The sequence below is a fragment of the Streptomyces marinisediminis genome, assembly GCF_026262575.1.
Taxonomy (GTDB): Bacteria; Actinomycetota; Actinomycetes; order Streptomycetales; family Streptomycetaceae; genus Streptomyces; species Streptomyces marinisediminis.
In genome coordinates this window covers 1-18,109 of sequence record NZ_JAPKFL010000036.1, presented here as the reverse complement: position 1 = coordinate 18,109, position 18,109 = coordinate 1, and the positions used below count along the sequence as shown (strand labels likewise).

General features: G+C 75.0%; 18 protein-coding genes. 4 read left to right on the top strand and 14 right to left on the bottom strand.

What is annotated here, in order from left to right; translation table 11 throughout:
• Complete coding sequence (locus OSB71_RS22165; protein ID WP_265950566.1) at positions 1–879, bottom strand: helix-turn-helix domain-containing protein; 879 nt, start codon at positions 877–879, stop codon at positions 1–3.
• 176 nt (positions 880–1,055) lie between these two features.
• Here OSB71_RS22165 and OSB71_RS22160 point away from each other — a divergent pair, with 176 nt between their 5' ends.
• Positions 1,056–1,469: an ATP-binding protein gene (locus tag OSB71_RS22160; protein ID WP_265950565.1), complete on the top strand. Its 414-nt coding sequence runs from the start codon at positions 1,056–1,058 to the stop codon at positions 1,467–1,469.
• A 111-nt stretch (positions 1,470–1,580) separates the two neighbouring features.
• On the opposite strand, the gene OSB71_RS22155 is transcribed toward OSB71_RS22160, so the two are convergent.
• Both OSB71_RS22155 and OSB71_RS22150 read right to left on the bottom strand, forming a co-directional pair.
• Positions 1,581–2,300 carry a LuxR C-terminal-related transcriptional regulator gene (locus OSB71_RS22155; protein WP_265950564.1) on the bottom strand — a complete coding sequence of 240 codons (720 nt, stop codon included), beginning with the start codon at positions 2,298–2,300 and terminating at the stop codon, positions 1,581–1,583.
• Positions 2,297–3,556, bottom strand: coding sequence for an ATP-binding protein (locus tag OSB71_RS22150; protein WP_265950563.1), 1,260 nt, complete (start codon positions 3,554–3,556; stop codon positions 2,297–2,299). Before OSB71_RS22150 ends, OSB71_RS22155 begins: the two co-directional genes overlap by 4 nt.
• A gap of 135 nt (positions 3,557–3,691) precedes the next feature.
• Between OSB71_RS22150 and OSB71_RS22145 the strand changes: the two genes are divergently transcribed.
• The gene (locus OSB71_RS22145) at positions 3,692–5,152 is read left to right on the top strand and encodes a PspC domain-containing protein (protein ID WP_265950562.1); all 1,461 of its coding nucleotides are present in this window, start codon (positions 3,692–3,694) and stop codon (positions 5,150–5,152) included.
• Between the two features lie 222 nt (positions 5,153–5,374).
• On the opposite strand, the gene OSB71_RS22140 is transcribed toward OSB71_RS22145, so the two are convergent.
• The 11 genes from OSB71_RS22140 to OSB71_RS22090 all read right to left on the bottom strand — a co-directional run bounded on the left by OSB71_RS22140 (position 5,375) and on the right by OSB71_RS22090 (position 17,049).
• Complete coding sequence (locus OSB71_RS22140; RefSeq protein WP_265950561.1) at positions 5,375–6,352, bottom strand: hypothetical protein; 978 nt, start codon at positions 6,350–6,352, stop codon at positions 5,375–5,377.
• A gap of 5 nt (positions 6,353–6,357) precedes the next feature.
• The gene (locus OSB71_RS22135) at positions 6,358–8,031 is read right to left on the bottom strand and encodes a class I tRNA ligase family protein (protein ID WP_265950560.1); all 1,674 of its coding nucleotides are present in this window, start codon (positions 8,029–8,031) and stop codon (positions 6,358–6,360) included.
• Positions 8,028–8,759: a serine O-acetyltransferase EpsC gene (epsC, locus tag OSB71_RS22130; RefSeq protein ID WP_265950559.1), complete on the bottom strand. Its 732-nt coding sequence runs from the start codon at positions 8,757–8,759 to the stop codon at positions 8,028–8,030. Before epsC ends, OSB71_RS22135 begins: the two co-directional genes overlap by 4 nt.
• Positions 8,746–9,939, bottom strand: coding sequence for an NAD(P)/FAD-dependent oxidoreductase (locus tag OSB71_RS22125; protein WP_265950558.1), 1,194 nt, complete (start codon positions 9,937–9,939; stop codon positions 8,746–8,748). The genes epsC and OSB71_RS22125 overlap by 14 nt, the downstream gene beginning before the upstream one ends.
• The gene (locus tag OSB71_RS22120) at positions 9,936–10,349 is read right to left on the bottom strand and encodes a cupin domain-containing protein (RefSeq protein WP_265950557.1); all 414 of its coding nucleotides are present in this window, start codon (positions 10,347–10,349) and stop codon (positions 9,936–9,938) included. The genes OSB71_RS22125 and OSB71_RS22120 overlap by 4 nt, the downstream gene beginning before the upstream one ends.
• A 53-nt stretch (positions 10,350–10,402) precedes the next feature.
• Positions 10,403–11,746 (bottom strand): SidA/IucD/PvdA family monooxygenase, encoded by a 1,344-nt coding sequence (locus OSB71_RS22115; RefSeq protein ID WP_265950556.1) that lies wholly within the window; start codon positions 11,744–11,746, stop codon positions 10,403–10,405.
• 32 nt (positions 11,747–11,778) lie between these two features.
• Entirely contained in the window at positions 11,779–13,164 is a 1,386-nt protein-coding gene (locus OSB71_RS22110; protein WP_265950555.1) for a SidA/IucD/PvdA family monooxygenase, read from the bottom strand.
• Positions 13,165–13,221: 57 nt separating this feature from the next.
• On the bottom strand, positions 13,222–14,520 hold the full coding sequence (locus OSB71_RS22105; protein WP_265950554.1) for an MFS transporter: 1,299 nt from the start codon (positions 14,518–14,520) through the stop codon (positions 13,222–13,224).
• A gap of 62 nt (positions 14,521–14,582) precedes the next feature.
• Entirely contained in the window at positions 14,583–15,218 is a 636-nt protein-coding gene (locus OSB71_RS22100) for a DUF3291 domain-containing protein (protein WP_265950553.1), read from the bottom strand.
• A gap of 198 nt (positions 15,219–15,416) precedes the next feature.
• Entirely contained in the window at positions 15,417–15,812 is a 396-nt protein-coding gene (locus OSB71_RS22095; protein ID WP_265950552.1) for a hypothetical protein, read from the bottom strand.
• A 295-nt stretch (positions 15,813–16,107) separates the two neighbouring features.
• On the bottom strand, positions 16,108–17,049 hold the full coding sequence (locus OSB71_RS22090) for a helix-turn-helix transcriptional regulator (protein ID WP_265950551.1): 942 nt from the start codon (positions 17,047–17,049) through the stop codon (positions 16,108–16,110).
• A 305-nt stretch (positions 17,050–17,354) separates the two neighbouring features.
• On the opposite strand from OSB71_RS22090, the gene OSB71_RS22085 reads away from it, so the two are divergent.
• Both OSB71_RS22085 and OSB71_RS22080 read left to right on the top strand, forming a co-directional pair.
• On the top strand, positions 17,355–17,480 hold the full coding sequence (locus OSB71_RS22085) for a hypothetical protein (RefSeq protein WP_265950550.1): 126 nt from the start codon (positions 17,355–17,357) through the stop codon (positions 17,478–17,480).
• Positions 17,481–17,527: 47 nt separating this feature from the next.
• On the top strand, positions 17,528–18,109 hold a 582-nt coding region (locus OSB71_RS22080; protein ID WP_265950549.1), incomplete at its 3' end, for an aminotransferase class III-fold pyridoxal phosphate-dependent enzyme.

Sequence of the window (18,109 nt, the reverse complement as noted above, 5' to 3'; positions counted from 1 at the left end):
TTACAACTCCTTACGGATGCTGTCGATCAGGGACAAGGAGTCGCTCTGGGAGAGCGCCTGCCTGGCGGTGCGATCGAAGAACTCACGGTACTTCGAGCTGTCGTACTCGTTTTCCGCCCAGACCGTTGAGCCAATCGTATCCGTGTGCACAACGTCGGCTGCCTCGTCCTCCGCGAAGGAGATGATCGTGAAAGAGCTCGCGGCGCAGGCGTGTGCACCGGCTCGGTAGGGCAGTACCTGAAGGCGTACGGTCGCCAGCTCGGCCACTGCCGACAGCCGAGAGAGTTGTGCGCGCATGACGGGCGGCCCACCGACGAGTTGGCGGAGAGCCGCTTCCCACACCACGGCGTACACGTGCAAGGGGTCGTCGTCGCGCAGGCGGCGTTGACGTTGCAACCTCGCATCGACCATGCGCTCGATCTCGTCGGGATCGTCCCAAGCGCCCTCTCCCACCGCCAGCGCACGCGCGTACTCGGCCGTCTGGAGCAGCCCGGGTACGAAAGAGAGCTGCCAGGTCCGCACCTGCTTCGCCACGTCCTCCATGGCGATGTACTCGCTCAGCGAGCCCGTTTTCGGTAGCTGCTGCCACCACCCCTTGGCCTTGCGCCGCTCGCGGTCGAGGTGCGCCAGGTTCAGCAGCGAGGCAACAGCGCTCGGGTCGCGGAGACCGTAGAAGTCGCACAGGGCGCGAAGGTCGGGGTCCCGGATGGGCACCCATCCGCGCTCCATCTTGACGATCTTGGTCGCGGTAGCGCTGAGCGCTTCGGCGGCCTGCTGCTGGGTTCGCCCAGCCGCGTCGCGAAGCCGTAGCAGCTCGTTGCCAAGCTTGCGTCCGAGGACGGTGGAGACCCGATTGCCTTGGTATGACCGTTGGTTCACGGCAGCAGTCTGTCCCCTCGGTCCGTGCGAGTCGAGGTGTGGGGAATTAATTCCCAGAGACTATTGCTCCTGGATGAAAACGTCGTCTACTCGCTGTAGTTATTCGATCGCTCATCGGGCTGGGTGGTGGACACCCCTGTGTGCCGGCTTCAGCCTGCGAAGAGAGGTGGGGAACCATGGACGCGCAGCGCTCGGCGGCACCCGTAGTACGGGAAGACCGTTTGCACTACACGCCCTACCCGGGCAGCGTGCGGCTCGCCCGGCGGCGGGCGGCACGGCTGGTTACGGAGTGGGGCCATGGCAGCATCGCGGACGACGTGGCGCTGACCGTCAGCGAGCTTGCCGGGAACGCACTCCTGCACGGTTGTCTGCCGGGGCGCTACTTCCGGGTCCACCTCATGCTGACGACGTCCGCTCTGCGCATCGAGGTCACCGACCCGCGCGGTGAACGCCAGCCGCGCCAACGCGAGGTTGCCGACGGCGAGATGTACGGCCGCGGCTTGCTGATCGTGGATCACCTGGCCGCCCGGTGGGGTGTCATCCCGCACACGGTTGGCAAAACCGTCTGGGCGGAGCTGCCGCTCGGCTGAGGTCACCGCGCATCGCCGTCGCGGAGGCGTCGCCTGGGGGCCACCTCCACGGGGGCGGTGGAGGCTGGCCCGTTTCGCCGGGGCGCGGCACCGGGACACCCGACCCGGGGGTCACACCAGGCGGCGGGCGGTGGCCCAGCGGGTGAGTTCGTGGCGGTTGGAGAGCTGGAGCTTGCGCAGGACGGCGGAGACGTGGGACTCGACCGTCTTCACCGAGATGAAGAGCTGCTTGGCGATCTCCTTGTACGCGTAGCCCCGGGCGATCAGCCGCAGCACCTCGCGCTCGCGCTGGGTGAGGCGGTCCAGGTCCTCGTCGACGGGCGGGGCGTCGGAGGAGGCGAAGGCGTCGAGGACGAACCCGGCCAGGCGCGGGGAGAACACCGCGTCGCCGTCCGCGACCCGGAAGATGGCGTTCACCAGGTCGGCGCCGGTGATCGTCTTCGTCACGTAGCCGCGCGCGCCGCCCCGGATGACGCCGATGACGTCCTCGGCCGCGTCGGAGACGGACAGCGCCAGGAAGCGCACCGGTTGCTGCGCCGCGCTCACCGCGCCGCCGCGCCGGCGCAGCACCTCCACCCCGCCGCCACCGGGCAGGTGCACGTCCAGCAGCACGACGTCCGGGCGCGTCGCGGCGATCACCGAGGCCGCCTGCTCCACGTCGCCCGCCTCGCCGACGACCTCCACGCCGGTCGTCCGGGTGTCCCCGATCTCGGCCTGGACACCCGCGCGGAACATGCGGTGGTCGTCCACGAGCACCACCCGCACCCGGCGCCCGGATCCGGTGGGTCCGCCGGTGCCTTCGGTGCCCTCGGTGCCTTCGGTCGTCGTCATTCCGCCCTCTCCATCTCCAGCTCCACCTCGGTGCCCTCGCCCGGCGCGGTGCGGATGCGGGCCGTGCCGCCGTTGCGCTCCATCCGGCCGATGATCGACTCGCGCACGCCCATCCGGTCGGCGGGCACCGCGTCCAGGTCGAAACCGGGGCCCCGGTCGCGTACCGAGAGGAAGACGCCGCGCCCTTCCACTTCCGCGAACACCTGCACCGCGCCCGCCTCGCCACCGTACTTGGCGGCGTTGACCATCGCCTCGCGGGCGGCCTGGAGCAGCGCCGCGAGCCGGTCGTCGCACGGGCAGTCGCCCACGCACACCACCTCCACCGGCGCCCCGTGGTGGTCCTCGACGTCGGCGGCCGTGGCCCTGACCGCCTCGGCCAGCGTCTGCGGGGCCTCGGCCTCCTCCTCGGACTCGGGCCTGCCGCCCCGGTAGAGCCAGGCCCGGAGCTCCCGCTCCTGCGCGCGGGCCAGCCGGGCCACCTCGCGCGCGTTGTCGGCGTTGCGCTGGATCAGGGTGAGGGTGTGCAGCACGGAGTCGTGCACGTGCGCGGCGACCTCGGCGCGCTCCTGCGCCCGGATGCGCATCAGCCGCTCCTCGGACAGATCCTGGGTGACGCGGACGAGGTAGGGCCCCGCCAGCAGACCGATGCCCACCAGCACCGCGAGCGACGCCTGGAGCACCGCGCCGAACTGCTCGGCCGACCCCTGGATGACGACGAACCCCGTCACGCCGACGCCCACCAGCACCACCCCGGCCGCGCTGCGCGCGATCGGCAGCAGCCGGCGCCGCCTGCTGACCTCCGTCCAGTGGGCCCGGCGCGCGTTGTCCGCCTGCCGCCACACCACGGCGACGCCCGCGCCCATCACCAGCAGCGGCCACAGGTAGGCGTTGCCGGAGCCGAAGGTCATGTTCGTGCCGAGCACGACGACCGCCACGACCAGCACGGCGGCGGCCAGCCAGTGCGCCCGGTCCGGACGCCTGCCGCGCAGCGGGCGCTTGAGCCCCGGCGGCCGGGGCGCCGCGGCCACGCCACCGGTGCCCAGCGGCACCACGAACCAGAACACCGCGTAGACGAGCGCGCCGAGCGCGCTGGTGAAGAACAGGACGACGAAGGCGACGCGCACCCACAGCACCGGCAGCGCCAGGTGCCCGGCCAGACCCCGGGCCACGCCGCCCAGCCAGCGGCCCTCCGCGCTGCGGTACAGGCGGCGCAGCGGCGGTGACTCGACGGCGGGGGCGGACGCGGCGGTGCTCATGGTGCGATCGTCACACGCAGCGGACGGCGCGGGCATCAGGGGTGACCCCGAGGCGCCCCCGGAGGCGCGGACTCAGGGTCGGTTCCGGGTAGGGCCCGGATGCCCGCCGGGGTGCGCAGCGGTGAGGATGGGCGTATGACGAGGGACGAGCGCGGAGACCGCGACGCCGGGCACACCGCCGGAGCGGGCGCCGGAGCCGGGCCGGGCGCCACCGGGAGCGGGCCGGGCGCGGGCACCGGCGCCGGGGTCCGGGCCGGGACCGGCGGTACCGGCGGGACCGGCGGGGACGGCGGGGGCCGCCCGGCGCCGGAGGCCGCGCGGCTGGAGCGCAGCCGCGGCAGCAAGGTGGTCGCCGGGGTGTGCGGCGGGCTGGGGCGGCACTACGACGTGGACCCGGTGGTCCTGCGCGTGCCGGTCGCCGTCCTCTCGCTCGTCGGCGGGCTCGGGCTGCTGCTGTACGGCGCCGCCTGGCTGCTCGTGCCGCAGGAGGGCGAGGAGGAGAACGAGGGCCGCCGCCTGCTCACCGGCCGGGTGGAGGGCTCCTCGCTGGCCGCCCTGCTGTGCACGCTCGCGGGCACCGGTCTGATGCTGGCGGCGCTCGGCGGCGGCCAGCCCAGCGTGCTCTTCCCGATGCTGCTGCTCGCGGCGCTCGCGGGCGGCGTCGTCTGGTCCAGGAACCGGCACGAGGAGGCCGAGGCGCGCTCCGAACCGCTGCCGCACGCCCCGCCCGAGGCGCAGGCGCCCCCGGTGCCCCACGCCCCCTCGTGGTGGCGCGACCCGCTCGCCAAGGACGCCCCGGCCGGTCAGGACACCGGCTACCTGTGGGGGCCGGACGACGCGGACGCCGGCACCCCGTCGCCCGCCCCGGACCCGTACGCCGCGCCCGTCACACTGGCCGAGCGCGAACCCGGCCCGGCGCCGGTGCCCGCGCGGCGCAGGCGGCGGCTGGGGTGGCTGGTGGTACCGGCCGCCCTGGTCGCCGGCGGGATCGGCACGGCCGCCGCCTGGGACTCCGGCGAGCTGGGCACCGCGCTCGTCACCGGCTCCGTCGCCGCGCTGTGCGTGCTGGTCGCGGGCATGCTGGTCAGCATCTTCGCCGGCCGGTTCGGCTTCGGCACCGTGCTGGCCACGCTGCTGGCGGCCGGGGTGCTCGCGGGCGCCGCGCTGCTCCCCCCCGACGTCACCACCGACTGGACGCGCACCACCTGGGCCCCGGCCACGGCGGCCGACGTACGGCCCGCCTACCGCATCGGCAACGGGGAGACCGTGCTCGACCTCTCCGGCATCGATCTCGCCGAGGGGCAGACGGTGCGCAGCGCGGTCCACGCCGGGGTGGGCGAGGTCCGGGTGATCGTGCCGGAGAACACGACCCTGCGGCTGGATCTGCGCCTCGGGGCCGGCGGCTACCGCGTCCCGGCGGCGCGGCCGGACGGACAGGGGCGCGTGGAGACCAGTGGCGGCGGTGTCCGGTACCGCGAGACGCTCACCCTCGCCCCGCGCGGTGACGCGGCGCCGACCGGCACGGTGCGGCTCGACGTCGACCTGACGCTGGGCGAGATCGTCGTCGAACACGCCATCGTCGAACCCGCCTCCTAGCGCCGCGCCAGTGCGGGTCGCCCGTCGAGGAGCGGGCGTCCGGCGCGGTGCGTCGCGAGGCGCCGTGCCGGGCGTCGCGACGGGGCGAACCTCGGTCGACGCGGCACTCGACCACCGCGCCACCGGGCGGGAGCCGGCGGGGCCCGGGCGGGCGGCCTCCGGGCCCCGCGGCCGCTCGCGCGGACCGGCGTCGCGCCGGCCGTCGCGCACGCGCGCGGCGGGTCAGCGGGGCGCCGGCGCCCTCCGCCTCCGGAGCGCGGCGGTGGCGAGTACGGCGTAGAGGGCGGCCGTGGCGGCGCCGGGGGCCAGGAGCAGGGCCGGCACGGTCCAGTCGGCGAGCGCGGCGAGCGCGGTGCCGGCCAGGGCCACCGCCACCGCCGCGAGGGCGGCACCGCGCGGCGTGCCGCGCAGCCGGGCCCCGTGCGCCCCGGCGGCCTGGAGGTTCGTCACGCAGTACACCCCGAGGACGAGTGCCGCGACGCCGCCGAGCGCGCCGCTTCCGCCCGCGTCCGCCGGTGCCGGGGGCGCGAGGAGCAGGACCGCGTACAGGGCCGCCGCGGCGGCCAGGCCCGCCAGGGCGCCGCCCAGCCGGGCGCGGCCCTCGCGCGGCGCGGGCACCGAGCCCTCCAGGCCGACCCAGGCGAACAGCAGGACGACGGCGGTCGCCGGGGCGCCCAGCGCCCCGGCGCCGTCGAGCGCGAGCGCGCCGGGGCGGAGCCACAGCACGCCGGCCAGGAGCACGACCGCGGCCAGGCGCAGCCGCCGGGCGAGGGGCGGCGGCGTCCACCCGGCGGCCACGCACACCGCCGCGCCGCCCAGGACGCCCACCGCCACCCACCGCGCGGCCCGGCCGTCGGCCACGAACTGCCCGGCCGCCGTGACCAGCGCCGCCTGCCCCGCGGCGATGCCGCCGAAGTACAGCGCGTGCACCAGCCGCGCCGCGCCGGGGCCGAGGCGTGCCCCGGCCAGGGCCGCCGCGCCGCCCGAGCGGGTGCCGCCGGCCGCCGCCACGAGCAGGCACCACAGGGCCAGCCCGGCGGCGACGGCCAGCGACAGGCCCCAGGCGCCCGGCGCGCCGACGAGCGCGGCCGGGACCAGGAGCGTGCCGGCCCCCAGGACGCCGGTCAGGGTGTCCCAGGCCGGGCGGACGGCACCGGCACCGCCTCCCGGCCGCGCGGCCTCTTCTTCCGCTTCTTCCACCCTCCTCACTCCGCGCCGTGGAAGAACGGGGCGGGCTCACCCGCCAGCCGGCCGCCGCGCGGCACCAGCGGGGCGGCGGTGTCCTCAGGCCACCGCGGCAGCCCCGTCCACGGGTCCCGGGCGAGCCCGAGGTGCTGGGCGAGCAGCGCGGACCAGCCCGGCATGATCGGCGCGGCGGTCACCACGACCAGGGCGAGGGCGTCCACGTGGGCGAGCAGGTGCCGCGCGTACTCCGCGCGCCGCTCCCCGGCGGCGTCGCCCTCGGCCTCCGCCGCGCGCCGCAGCCTGGCCAGGACGGGCAGGCGTCCGGCGGCCTGGGAGATGGCCGTGGTCAGCGCGGCGGTCGCCCGGTTCGGGGAGAAGGACTCGGCGGACAGCGCGACGGCGACCTCCCCGGCCAGCTCGCCCAGCGTCGCGGCGAGCGGTCCGGCGTCGGGCTCCGTGTCGGGGACGACGCCCTCGAAGTCCTCGTCCAGCCAGCGCAGCAGGGTGCGCGACCAGTCCTCCAGCCCGTCGACGAGCACCGTCTCGACGGTGTCGGTGAACTCCTTCATCGAGAAGTTGCTCTGCTCGCGCTCGGGACCCGTCAGGCTCAGGTGCAGCCGCAGCGCGTCGGGGGAGACCCGGCGCAGGAACTCACCGCCCCAGATGGCGTGGCCCCGGCTGGTGGAGAACTTCCCGCCCTCCAGCCGGTAGAACTCGTTGGTGACGATCTGGCTGGGCAGCGTCATCCCGCCGTGCGCGAGCAGCAGCGCGGGCCACAGCGCGGCGTGCGAGAAGGAGCAGTCGAAGCCGATGAAGTTGACGATGCGCGTGGCCGGGTCGCGCCACAGCTCCTCGCCCCGCCCGGGGCGCCCCTCGGCGTCGTACAGGCACCCGGTGGCGGCGAGGTAGCCGAAGATGCCGCTGAACCAGGTGTCGAGGATGTGCCCGTCCCAGTCGGCCAGCGGCACCGGTATGCCGTAGTCGGCCAGCCGGCTGATCGGGGTCTCGGGCAGCTCGTCGGCGAGGAGGGTGTTGAGGTAGGCGCGCAGCCGGGGCCGCCACTCCGTCTCCTGCTGGGCGCGGGCGTAGTAGTCCAGGAGCTGCTGGCGGTAGTCCTCCAGCGGGAAGACGATCCGGCGCAGCGTGCGGATCTCCGGTTCCTGCCAACAGGCGGTGCACCGGGGGGCGGCCAGGCCCGCCGGGTCCTGCGGCAGCCCGCACGCCTCGCAGTAGACGCCGTCGGAGGGCTCGCGGCAGAACTGGCACTCCCCGCGCACCTCGGCCTCGTACAGATGCCGGTCGCAGCCGGCGCAGTGGAAGACCGGCAGCTCGCGCACCCGGAGCCGGCCGCGCTCCCACAGCCCGGTGAAGAAGCGCTGGACGGTCTCGGTGTGCCGGGGGGTGGTCAGCGGGCGGGTGAACCAGTCGTGGTGCATCCCGCCCAGGTAGAGGGTCTCCTCCATGCGGTTGCCGAAGCGCAGCGCCGTCTCGTGGGCGGTCGCCCCGACCTCGGCGGCGCGGCGCGGGACGTAGCACGAGTGCTCGTCGGAGTAGCCGACGTGGCGCACGTCGTGCCCGCGCTGCCGCAGGTGGCGGGTGAGGATGTCGGCGCCGAGGAACGGCCCCGACAGGTGGCCGAGGTGCAGGTCCCCGTTGGGGTTGGGTGGCGCGCTGGTGACGATGTAGGTGCTCATGCCGAACGGCTTCCTTCCGCGATCTCTGCGGCCTGGGGGAGAGGGGGGACGTCCCGGTCCTGCCGGGTGTGCTGGGTGTCGGCCGCTTCCCGCTCCGCGCCGGCGGCGTCCGCGACGCACAGCGCCGGGGCGTCGCGGCCCTCCGGCGGCGGCTCCCCGGTCGGGCGCGCGGGGGAGGGGGCGGCCGTCACCCGGGCCCCGGCGGGCAGGTCGTCCAGGACGACGGCGTGCGCGCCGATGCGGGAGTCGGCGCCGACGGTCACCGGGCCCAGGACGCTGGCGCCCGTGCCGATGATCACGCGGTCGCGCACCACGGGGTGGCGCCGCGACCCGGCCGGGCGCCGCTGGTCCTTCCACCACCCCGCCGACCCGAGCGTCACCTGGTGGTAGAGCATGACGTCGTCGCCGATGCGCACCGTCTCGCCGATCACGACGGCGGTGCCGTGGTCGACGAAGAAGCGCCGCCCGATGACCGCGCCGGGGTGGATCTCGATGCCGGTCACCACGCGCGCCGCGAGCGAGAGGGCCCGGGCGCTGACCCGGTGTCCGCGCCGCCACAGCCGGTGGGCGACGCGGTAGGTCCACAGGGCGTGGATGTGCGGGTAGAGCAGGACCTCCCGGGCGCTGGTGGCCGCCGGGTCCTTGCTGAGCACGGTGGCCACGTCCTCCCGGAGCAGGCCCACCACCGTGCGGACCCGGCCGCGTGCGGTCTCGCTACATGTGGTCATACGACGCCTCCGGCACGATCGGCCGGCCGGCCAGGAACCGCCCGGGACGGTAGGGCTCCAGCAGCTCCTGGGCGGCCTTCCCCGCGACGGCCCCGCCCTCGGCGATCTCGACGGCCGCCAGCTCCGCGACGGCCGGGGCGATCTTGAAGCCGCCGCCGCTGAACCCGGTCGCCAGGTACAGCCCGTCCGGGCCCGCCGGTCCGATCACCGGCCGCTTGTCGGGGGTGTAGCCGTCCAGCCCGGCCCGGGTGCCGACCACGGGCGCGGTGCCGGCCCCCGGCACCCGGCGCCCCAGCGTCCGGGCGGCCCGGGCGACCTCCTCCGCCGTCAGGGGGGTGACGTCCTGCCCGAGCCGGACGTCCGGGTCACTGGGCACGCCGAACAGCAGCCGGTTGGTGCCCTCGGGCCGGAAGTAGGTGCCCGTGGTGTCGTCGATGCAGGTGGGCACGGAACGCTGCGCGCCGCGCCGCCCGGCGCCGCGCAGTTCGAGCTGCGCCAGGCCGATGCGCCGCGCCGTCACGGGGACGGTCACGCCCAGGTGCGCGGCCGGCCCCGTGCCCCACGCGCCCCCGGCCAGCACCACCAGCGGGCTGTCGATCCGGCCCACGGAGGTCTCCAGGCCGGTGACCGTGCCGCCGCGCTCCACGACCCGCTCGGCCGTCGTCCCCTCGAAGAGGAGGACGCCGCGGCGGCGCGCGGCGGCGAGCAGGGCGTGGGCGGCGGCGGCCGGGTCGGCGTAGCCGCCGTGCGGCTCGTAGGCCGCTGCGGCCACGCCGTCCGGGCTCAGCCCCGGGTAGAGCCGGACGGCCTCGGCCGCGTCCAGCACCTCCACGCTGCGGTACCCGGCCGCACGGGTGATCGCCGCGCTGTTGGTGCGCAGCGTCTCCGCGTGCCGCTCGCCGACCAGCAGCAGGAACCCGGTGCGGCGGTAGCCGCAGGCCCCGCCGACCAGCTCGTCCCACTGCTCGAAGACGGGCAGGCTCCGGGCGGTCAGTTCGGTGTCGTGGCGGCTGGTGTGGTGCAGCCGGAGCAGGCCGCCGGAGCGGGACGTCGCGCCCTGGGCGCCGATGCGGCCCTGGTCGCACAGCACGATCCGGCCGAGGCCCGCCAGGGCGAGCTGGTGCGCGATGGCCGCACCGACCACCCCGCCGCCCACGACCACCGCGTCCGCGGAGGTCACCGGGCGCGCTCCTGACCGGGGTCGGCGACACCCAGCTCGGCCGCCCACTTGGCGCGCTCGGCGGCCACGGCGTCCGCGCCGCCCCACCAGATGGTGACGAACCGCAGCCGGGTGGTGCCGTCGTTGGTGAGGTCGTGGTCCTGGAAGGGGGTGATGAACACGGTGTCGCCCGCGCTGACCCGCCGCCGCTCCTCGCCGATGCGCAGCACGCCGCTGCCCTCGGTGATGAAGAACATCTCCTTCTCGTCGTGGGAGTGCGCGGTGGAGGTGTCCCCGGGGGCCACGTCCACCCAGGCGCCGCCCCAGAACGGCTCCTCCACGGCCTCGGGCCAGGGGAAGATGCGCCGGCCGCTGACGTTGTACGCCTCCTCGTAGGTCATGTCCTCGGGGTTGGTGGTGAAGATGTGCACGGTGAGTCCTCGGTGGTCGGTGGCGAGTGGTGGGAAGGGGAGGGCGCGCGCGGTCAGGAGGCCAGGACCGCGGCGGCGGCCTTGGCCGGGTGCGGTTCGCGCCCGCGGGCGATCCGCTCGCGCAGGTCGCGGTGGAGCAGGTCGGCCCGGTCGGCCATCAGGCTGAAGGAGGTGGCGCTCGCGATGCCGTGCCGCCACTCGGTGAGGCCGTCCAGGTACAGGCCCACCTCGCAGCGCTCGTCGGTGTGCGCCCGGTGCGCCCGGGTGACCTCCGGGCGGCCCTGCGCGTCCAGCCGCAGGTAGGGCGTGAAGGGGGCGAGCTGCTCGGGCAGCCGCGGCTCGGTGTAGCCGGTGCACAGGATCACCGCGTCGACCTCCAGGGCCGCCCGCTCCCCGGTGAAGAGCTCCGTGGTCGCCAGCCGCACGCCCGCGTCGGTGACCTCGACCCCGGTGACCCCGGTGCGCCGGTGCATGTGCAGGCGCTGCCGGCCGGTCAGCCGCTCCTGGTACGCCGCCTGGTACAGCGCCGTCGACACGTCCGGGTCGACGGCGGCGTAGTTGGTGGCCCGGGCCTGGTCGAGCGCCCGCTCGCGGCCGGCGTCGTCCAGACCGTAGAAGTAGTCGGTCTCGCCGGGGAAGTACACCTCGTTGCTGAAGTGCCCCAGCTCGTACATCCGGAAGCCGGCGTGCCGCACGAGCGAGTGGATGTCCGCCGCCGGGTGCTCGGCCGCCAGGTGCAGGACGATCTCGCCCGCCGTCTGACCGCCGCCGACCACCGCGAACCGCGGCGCCCGGCCCTGGGGGGCGGGCAGCGCGGCCAGTCGCGGCAGGTACTCCGCGGCGTGGAAGACCCGCGGCCCCAGGCCCTCGCGGAACACCTCCGGGACGTGGGGCCGGTGGCCGGTGGCGACCACCACGTTGCGGCCCAGGTGCTCGTGGACCGTCCCGTCGCGCGGGTCCCGGCTGACGACGCGGGCGGTGCGCACCGTGCCGTCGGCGTCCACCACCGGCTCGGCGCGCAGCACCTCGCGGTGGTACTCGGCCGGGGTGCGCACCTGCTCGGCGGCCCACTGCACGTACTCCGACCACTCCAGCCGGCTCACGTACCCGCCCAGCAGCGTGAAGGGGTAGAAGCGGCCGCTGGCCAGCAGGAAGCTGGGGAAGGTGAAGCGCGAGCGCGGGTCGCGGGGCGTGGCGAGGTCGCGCAGGAAGTGGTGCTGGATGTCGGTGCCGGGCAGCACCTGGTGCGGCTGCCACGCGGAGGTGGCGGCGCGCTCCAGGTAGGCGGCGGCGACCGGGCGGGTCTCAGGGTGGGCGTCGTCGTGATCCTCGATGGCGGCGGCCAGGGCGATCCCGGAGGGACCGAACCCGGCCACCACGACGTCGTTGATGGGCACGGTGAGCGTCTCCGTAGCAGTCGGCGGTCCGGTCAGACGGCGAGGGCCGCGGCGGCGGCGGCCTCCGGCGGCGGGGTGGAGGCGGCCGCGGTGGGCGCGGCGGGTGCGGTGGGCGCGGTGGGCGTGGTGCCGAGCCGCTCGGCGAGCGCGTCGGTCAGGGTGCCCGCGCGCAGCGAGAGCAGGCTGAACGACCCGGCGTCGCCGATGCCGTGGCTGGACTCGCACAGCCCGTTGAGGAACAGCGGCGGCAGCTCGCCGGCGTCCGGCAGCGGGCGCAGCGAGTAGTCCAGGCTGATCTCCAGGCGGCCGTCCTCCTCGGTGCGGAAGCGGTCGGCGAGCGGGGCCAGCAGCGGCGGGTAGAGCTCCTCGTGGGGGCCCGGGCCCAGGTTGCGGAAGCCGGTGGCCAGCACCGCGAAGTCCACCTCGTCGTGCACCCGGGCGCCGGTGTGCAGCTCCCGGAAGTCCAGCGCCACCCGCTCGTCCGTGGCGGTGACCTCGGTCGCCTCGTGGTTGCCGTGCACGAACACCCGCTGGTCCCCGTCGAGCTCCTGCTCGTAGACCGCCAGGTACAGCTCCTTGAGGACGTCACCGTCCGCGGAGGAGTAGTTGGTGGGCTGCATGTAGCGGTCCAGCGCGCGGCGGGCGGCCGGGGCGGCGTTGTAGTAGTACTGCGTGAACTCCGGGAAGTAGCCCTCCTCGCTGAAGGGGCTGGTGTCCTTCAGCCGCAGCGAGTGGGCGCGGCTGTAGACGGCCACCCGGGTCCGCGGGAAGCGCCGGTTCAGGTCGAGGGCCAGCTCGACGGCGCTCTGGCTGCCGCCGATCACCGCGACGGCCCGCGGGTCGCCGTCGGCCGTGAGCTGCCGCAGCCGGGGCAGGTACTCGGTGAGGTGGAAGACGCGGGCGCCGCGCGCCTCCTGGTACGCCTGGGGCACGTACGGGGTGCGGCCCGGGGCCAGCACCAGCGTGCGGCCCAGGTAGCGCCGTCCGGTGTGGGTGATCACCTCGTACACCCGCTCGCCGTCCCGGTGGACGGGCCGCACCTCCGTCGCCCGCTGCCCGGGGTCCACCTGGTGGGAGAAGAACGCGGCGGCCCAGCGGATGTACCCGGCGTACTCCTTGCGCAGCGGGAACTCCACGGGCAGGTTCAGGTGCCGCAGCAACCGCCCCTGCTCGTAGAGGTAGTTCAGCCAGCTGTAACGGCTGCGCGGGTTGCGCAGGGTGACGAGGTCGCGGCTGGGGTGGTTCTGGATGTCCGAGCCGTCCAGCAGCATGCCGGGCTGCCACTCCGGGGTGTCCCGGCTCTCCAGGAACCGCGCCGACAGGTGCGGGTACCGCTCCTCCAGCGCGATGGCGAGCGCGAGGTTGGCCGGTCCGAATCCGATGCCGAGGACGTCGTGGACCTTGGGGTCGGTTGACAAGGTGGGTTACTCCTCAGTGCGTGGGCGGAACAGGGCAGGGCTCTCGGGTGCGGCGCGTCAACGGTCAGCGGGCGCCGTCCGGGGGCCGGGGGTGAGGGCGATCAGGAGGCAGGAGGCGGCGGCGAGCATCGCGCTGCCGGTGGTGGCCCAGGCGTAGGAGCCGGTCAGGTCGGCCAGGGACGCGCCGGCCTGGCTGCCGATCGCGGTGCCGACGGCGTGCACGGTCCACACCAGCCCCATGCCGGTGCCGCGCACGGCGACGGGCAGGACCTTGGCCGCCCACATGGTGGTGGCGACGACCGTGGCCAGGTAGCTGACGCCGAAGATCACACCGAAGGCGAGCACCGGCACGGTGTCCAGCGACAACGTGATCGTCAGCATCGCCACACCGCGCAGCGCGTAGGCGGAGACCAGGACCATCCGGATCCAGCCGCGGTCGCACAGCCAGCCGGCCAGCAGGCCGCCGACCACCTCGGCGATGCCCAGCAGGACGAGCGCCGAGGAGCTGGTGGCGTGGCCGGCGCCGTGGTCGTGGACCATCGGCACGAAGTGGACGTCGATGAAGGCCATCGTCACGCCGCAGGAGAAGAAGGCCAGGGCGAGCACGCGCAGTTCGCGGGCGCGGGCGGCCTCCCGGAGCCGGTCGGCGAAGGACAGCCGGCGGGCCGCGGGGGGCAGCGTGCCGTCCACCGCCTCGGCGGCCTCCACGGCCTCGGCGGGGTTCAGCTCGGCCGAGCGGCGGGCCACCAGCGCGGCCAGCGGCGTGAGCAGGAACAGGAACGCCAGCCCGGTGACGAGCAGCACGCTGCGCCAGTGGGCGACGCCGTCCAGCCAGGACCACAGCGGCACCAGGACGATGAAGCCCACCGCCGCGCCGTTGGTGAGCAGCGCGTAGACCAGGCCCTTGCGGTGTTCCGCGAAGAGCTGGTCCACCAGCACGCCCAGCGGCACGAAGGACAGCATGGCGAACGCGAAGGCCGCGACCGCGCCGTAGACGACGATGAACAGCCAGAGCTGCCCGGTCAGCGCGCAGCCGACGAACGCGAGCCCGGCCACCCCCGTGCCGATCGCCAGCGTGGCGGCGCCGCCGATGCGGTCGGCGATGCCGCCCACGAGCGGCGAGGCCACCGCCACGGTGATGGCGAAGAGCGTGGTGGCCAGGGCCAGGGCGCCGCGCGAGCCGCCGAAGGACTCGGCCATCGGCACGAAGTACACCTGCACGGTGTTCTTCAGCGCCGAGCCGGCGAGGGTGAGGAGGAAGGCCGACGCGGCCAGGATGGGCAGCAGCATCCGGGCGCGGAACTGCGGTGATGCGGACCCGGCCTGGGCACCGGGCGGCGGGGATGTCGACGTCACGGGGGTCCTTCGTGAGCGGGGGCGGACGGGGCGCCGGGCACCGGCCGGGCCCGGCGGGCGGGTCAGGCCTGGGCGGCGGCCTCGGGGGATTCGGGGGCGTCGAGGGACGCGGCGGCCTCGGGGGATTCGGGGGCGTCGAGGGATGCGGCGTGCTCGGCGGCGGTGCGGCCGATGCGCAGCCGGTAGGGGTTGCCGTCGGCGTCGAAGGCGGTGCGGAAGTCGAACGCCTCCGGGGTGGGGCCGGTCTCGTTGAGCAGGTCCAGCCGGTCGCAGGCCTCCCGCCAGGTGGGGACGGCGTCGTCGGCCACCCACCAGGCCGCGTACAGCCGGTGCGGCAGGTGCGCGAACCACTTGCGCCGGTTCTTCAGCGCGTACAGGTGGATGCCGGAGAAGGCGTAGGCGTGCACGGACTCCAGGTCCCGCCACACCGACAGGGTGGAGGCGCGCGTGTCGGTCTCGTCGTCCCGGCCCCCGGTGTAGAAGGAGGGCGCGTGGAACTCGCCCCACTCGCCGTAGTGGCGGCCGAAGTTGGTCCACTTGGTCTGCGCGCCGCCCACGGCCTCGGCGCGGGCGATGAACCCGGGGGCCTCCGAGGAGGCGCCGAAGACGACGCCCTCCAGCACGTTGAAGTCCTCGTTGCTCAGGTGCGGGTACGGGTGGTTGAGCACGGCGAAGGTGGTGAACGCTACGCGGGGCATGGTCGCTCCAGAACCGGTGGCTGACATGGGCGGAAGTCCGGGTGGACGGGGGGACGGTGCGCGTCGGTGTGCGGGGCGGCGGGCAGGCGGACGGGGCGGACGAGCGGGGCGGGCGGACGGGGCGGACGGTGGGCGCGCCGGGGCGGCCCGGACACCCGCCGCGGCCTCACCGCCGGGGGCGGGTGGCCGGGGCCGCCGTCACGGGTCGCCCAGCTCCGCACCGGCCAGCGGGGTCTCCAGGCACACCGCGGGCAGGCGCAGCCCGGACCCGGCCAGCCGCTCGGGCAGCGACGGGTCGGGCCGCTCCAGCGCGACGATCAGCTTCCAGGCGTCCACCGCGCGGCACCGCGCGGCGGGCAGGCCGCCGGCCCCGGGCAGCGCCGCGGTGACGCGCCACAGGTCCTCGAAGCTGTAGGCCGAGACCCGCCGGCCGGTGTCCGGGTCGCACAGCGAGGGGCGCAGGTAGAACGCCCAGCGCCGGTGGCCCGTGCCCCCCTCCCAGTGCCACGCCGCGTCCGGGAGCACGGCCCCGGAGCCGTCGCGGCGCACCAGTCCGGCACGGGCCTCAGGGCGGGCCGTGGCCGTCGCGTACATGGGTCCCCCGATCTGGTGTGACGGGCCCGCCTCCCCCCGGACGGGGCGGCGCGGGCTGGCCTCGACGAGTGTGGCCGAGCGCCGAGGCCGGTGTCACCGGTTTCCCGGTGTCACAAAGGGACCGTGGCACGAGTGTGCCGACGCGGCACGCGGTGCCACGGCCCTGCGCCCGGGGGCTCGTTCCCCGGGCGGCGGTGTGCGGCCCGGGTGCCGGAGCGGTGGTGTGCGTCGAACCGGATGTGGTGCGCGGCCCGGGCCGGGGTCGGTGGTGCACCGTCCCGGCCCGGGGAGGGCCTCACAGGAGGCCGTGTTCCATGGCGCGCTGGCCGAGTTGGAAGCGGCTGCGGGCCTGGAGCTGCTCCATCAGCTCGCTGATCAGCCGGCGTTCGGTGCGCAGGGACACCCCCAGCCGCCGCGCGGCGGCCTCGTCCGTGAAGCCCTGGGCGAGCAGCCGCAGCAGCTCGCGGTGCTGGGAGCCGGGGTCGTGCAGGCCCCGGCGCGGTGTCTCCCCGAGCGGCGACGCGGTGGCCCACATGGCCTCGAACAGCGCGCAGAAGGCGGTGACGGCGCCGGGCTCGCGGATCAGCACCGCCCCCTTGGCGCTGTCGTCGGGGTCGATGGGCACCAGCGCGGCCTCGCAGTCGAAGATGTGCATGCGCATGGGCAGCGAGGGCGCCGTGCGGACCTGGTTGCCGCGCGAGACGAGCCAGGTCGCGTACTCCACGCTCGCGGAGTCGTTGCGGACGCTGTCCAGGTAGACCGTCCGGCTGGTGATGCCCCGGGCGATGGCGCGTTCGGCGACGGGGCGGCTGGCCGCGCGGTTGTCGGCGGGCTGCGGCCCGCCGGGCGCGAAGGTGGCCGCCTCCCGGCTCGTCCCCTCCACGAGCGCGGCGATCCGCTTGCGCACCGTGTCCAGCCCCGTCAGTCGTTCCACGGTCGGTCGCTCCGCCTCGCGGTGCAGGTCGGCGTATTCGGAGAGGAACTGGTCGGCGGCGGCACGGCGGGCCTCCAGCTCCTGTTGGCGCCGCACGACCTCGGCCTGCTCGCGGGCGAACAGCGCCTCCAGGGCGAGTTGCGGGCTGAGTACCCGGAGCTTGCCCGCGTCGGCCGAGACGTACAGCAGGGACAGTTCGGCGAGTTCGGTGAGCGCGTGGCGGACGGTCGGTTCCGGCCAGGAGAGGAACTCTGTCAGTTCGGTGACGCTGAAATCGGGATGGGCCAGGACGGTTCGGTACAAGACGTCTGACTTTTCGGTCAGCCCAAGGCTGGTCAGCTCCACGTATCCCCCTGTACGTACGCGACCGGTCTTTTTGTTGGCATGTTACTGCCAGAACACCCTTCGCACACACCGTGCGCACAAAACTCGTCACGGAGATGCACAGAAGTGCCGCAGACATTTCGTGCCACCCCGTACCCCGTGACGCGAGCCGCGCGGCTGTGAAGGATGCTGCACCGGGACCGCGTCAACCGGCCCGCAGGGGCCCGCGGTCGGACGTCCTCGCACTCTCCTCACCGCCGTGTCACCCACGAACAGGAGCTGTCATGCGTCGCCTTTCCGCCCTTCTCGTGCTCGCCGCCCTCGCCTCCCTGCCCCTCGCCGCCCCCGCGGGAGCGGCCTCCGCCGGCCCGGCCGCCGCGGCGCCCGGCGGCGACTACGGCTGGTCGTGACCTCCGCCTCCGCCACACCGCCGGACCTGACCGCCCTGGAGCCATCCGTGACCATCACCCAGCCTGACCTGAGCGTCTTCGAGACCCTGGAGTCGGAGGTCCGCGGTTACTGCCGCGGCTGGCCCACGATCTTCGACCGGGCCCAGGGCAGCCACCTGTACGACGAGGACGGCCACACCTACCTGGACTTCTTCGCCGGCGCCGGCTCGCTCAACTACGGCCACAACAACCCGGTGCTCAAACGCGCGCTGATCGACTACCTGGACCGCGACGGCGTCACCCACGGGCTGGACATGTCCACCGTCGCCAAGCGGGCCTTCCTGGAGACGTTCCGGGACGTGGTGCTGCGTCCGCGCGACCTGCCCCACAAGGTCATGTTCCCCGGCCCGACCGGCACCAACGCCGTCGAGGCGGCGCTGAAGCTGGCCCGCAAGGTCAAGGGCCGGGAGAACGTCCTGTACTTCACGGGCGCCTTCCACGGCATGTCGCTGGGCTCGCTGGCCGTCACCGGCAACGCCCGCAAGCGCGCGGGCGCCGGCATCCCCCTCGTCCACGGCACCCCGGTGCCCTACGACGACGGCCTGGACGGCACGCCGCTCGGGCTGGCCTACTGCGAGCGGCTCCTGGCC

Coding starts and splice junctions, on each gene's coding strand:
- OSB71_RS22155 (WP_265950564.1), bottom strand. CDS start 2,300: ATGACGACGACCGAAGGCACCGAGGGCACCGAAGGCACCGGCGGACCC.
- OSB71_RS22100 (WP_265950553.1), bottom strand. CDS start 15,218: ATGCCCCGCGTAGCGTTCACCACCTTCGCCGTGCTCAACCACCCGTAC.
- OSB71_RS22095 (WP_265950552.1), bottom strand. CDS start 15,812: ATGTACGCGACGGCCACGGCCCGCCCTGAGGCCCGTGCCGGACTGGTG.
- OSB71_RS22135 (WP_265950560.1), bottom strand. CDS start 8,031: ATGAGCACCTACATCGTCACCAGCGCGCCACCCAACCCCAACGGGGAC.
- OSB71_RS22085 (WP_265950550.1), top strand. CDS start 17,355: ATGCGTCGCCTTTCCGCCCTTCTCGTGCTCGCCGCCCTCGCCTCCCTG.
- OSB71_RS22145 (WP_265950562.1), top strand. CDS start 3,692: ATGACGAGGGACGAGCGCGGAGACCGCGACGCCGGGCACACCGCCGGA.
- OSB71_RS22150 (WP_265950563.1), bottom strand. CDS start 3,556: ATGAGCACCGCCGCGTCCGCCCCCGCCGTCGAGTCACCGCCGCTGCGC.
- epsC (WP_265950559.1), bottom strand. CDS start 8,759: ATGACCACATGTAGCGAGACCGCACGCGGCCGGGTCCGCACGGTGGTG.
- OSB71_RS22160 (WP_265950565.1), top strand. CDS start 1,056: ATGGACGCGCAGCGCTCGGCGGCACCCGTAGTACGGGAAGACCGTTTG.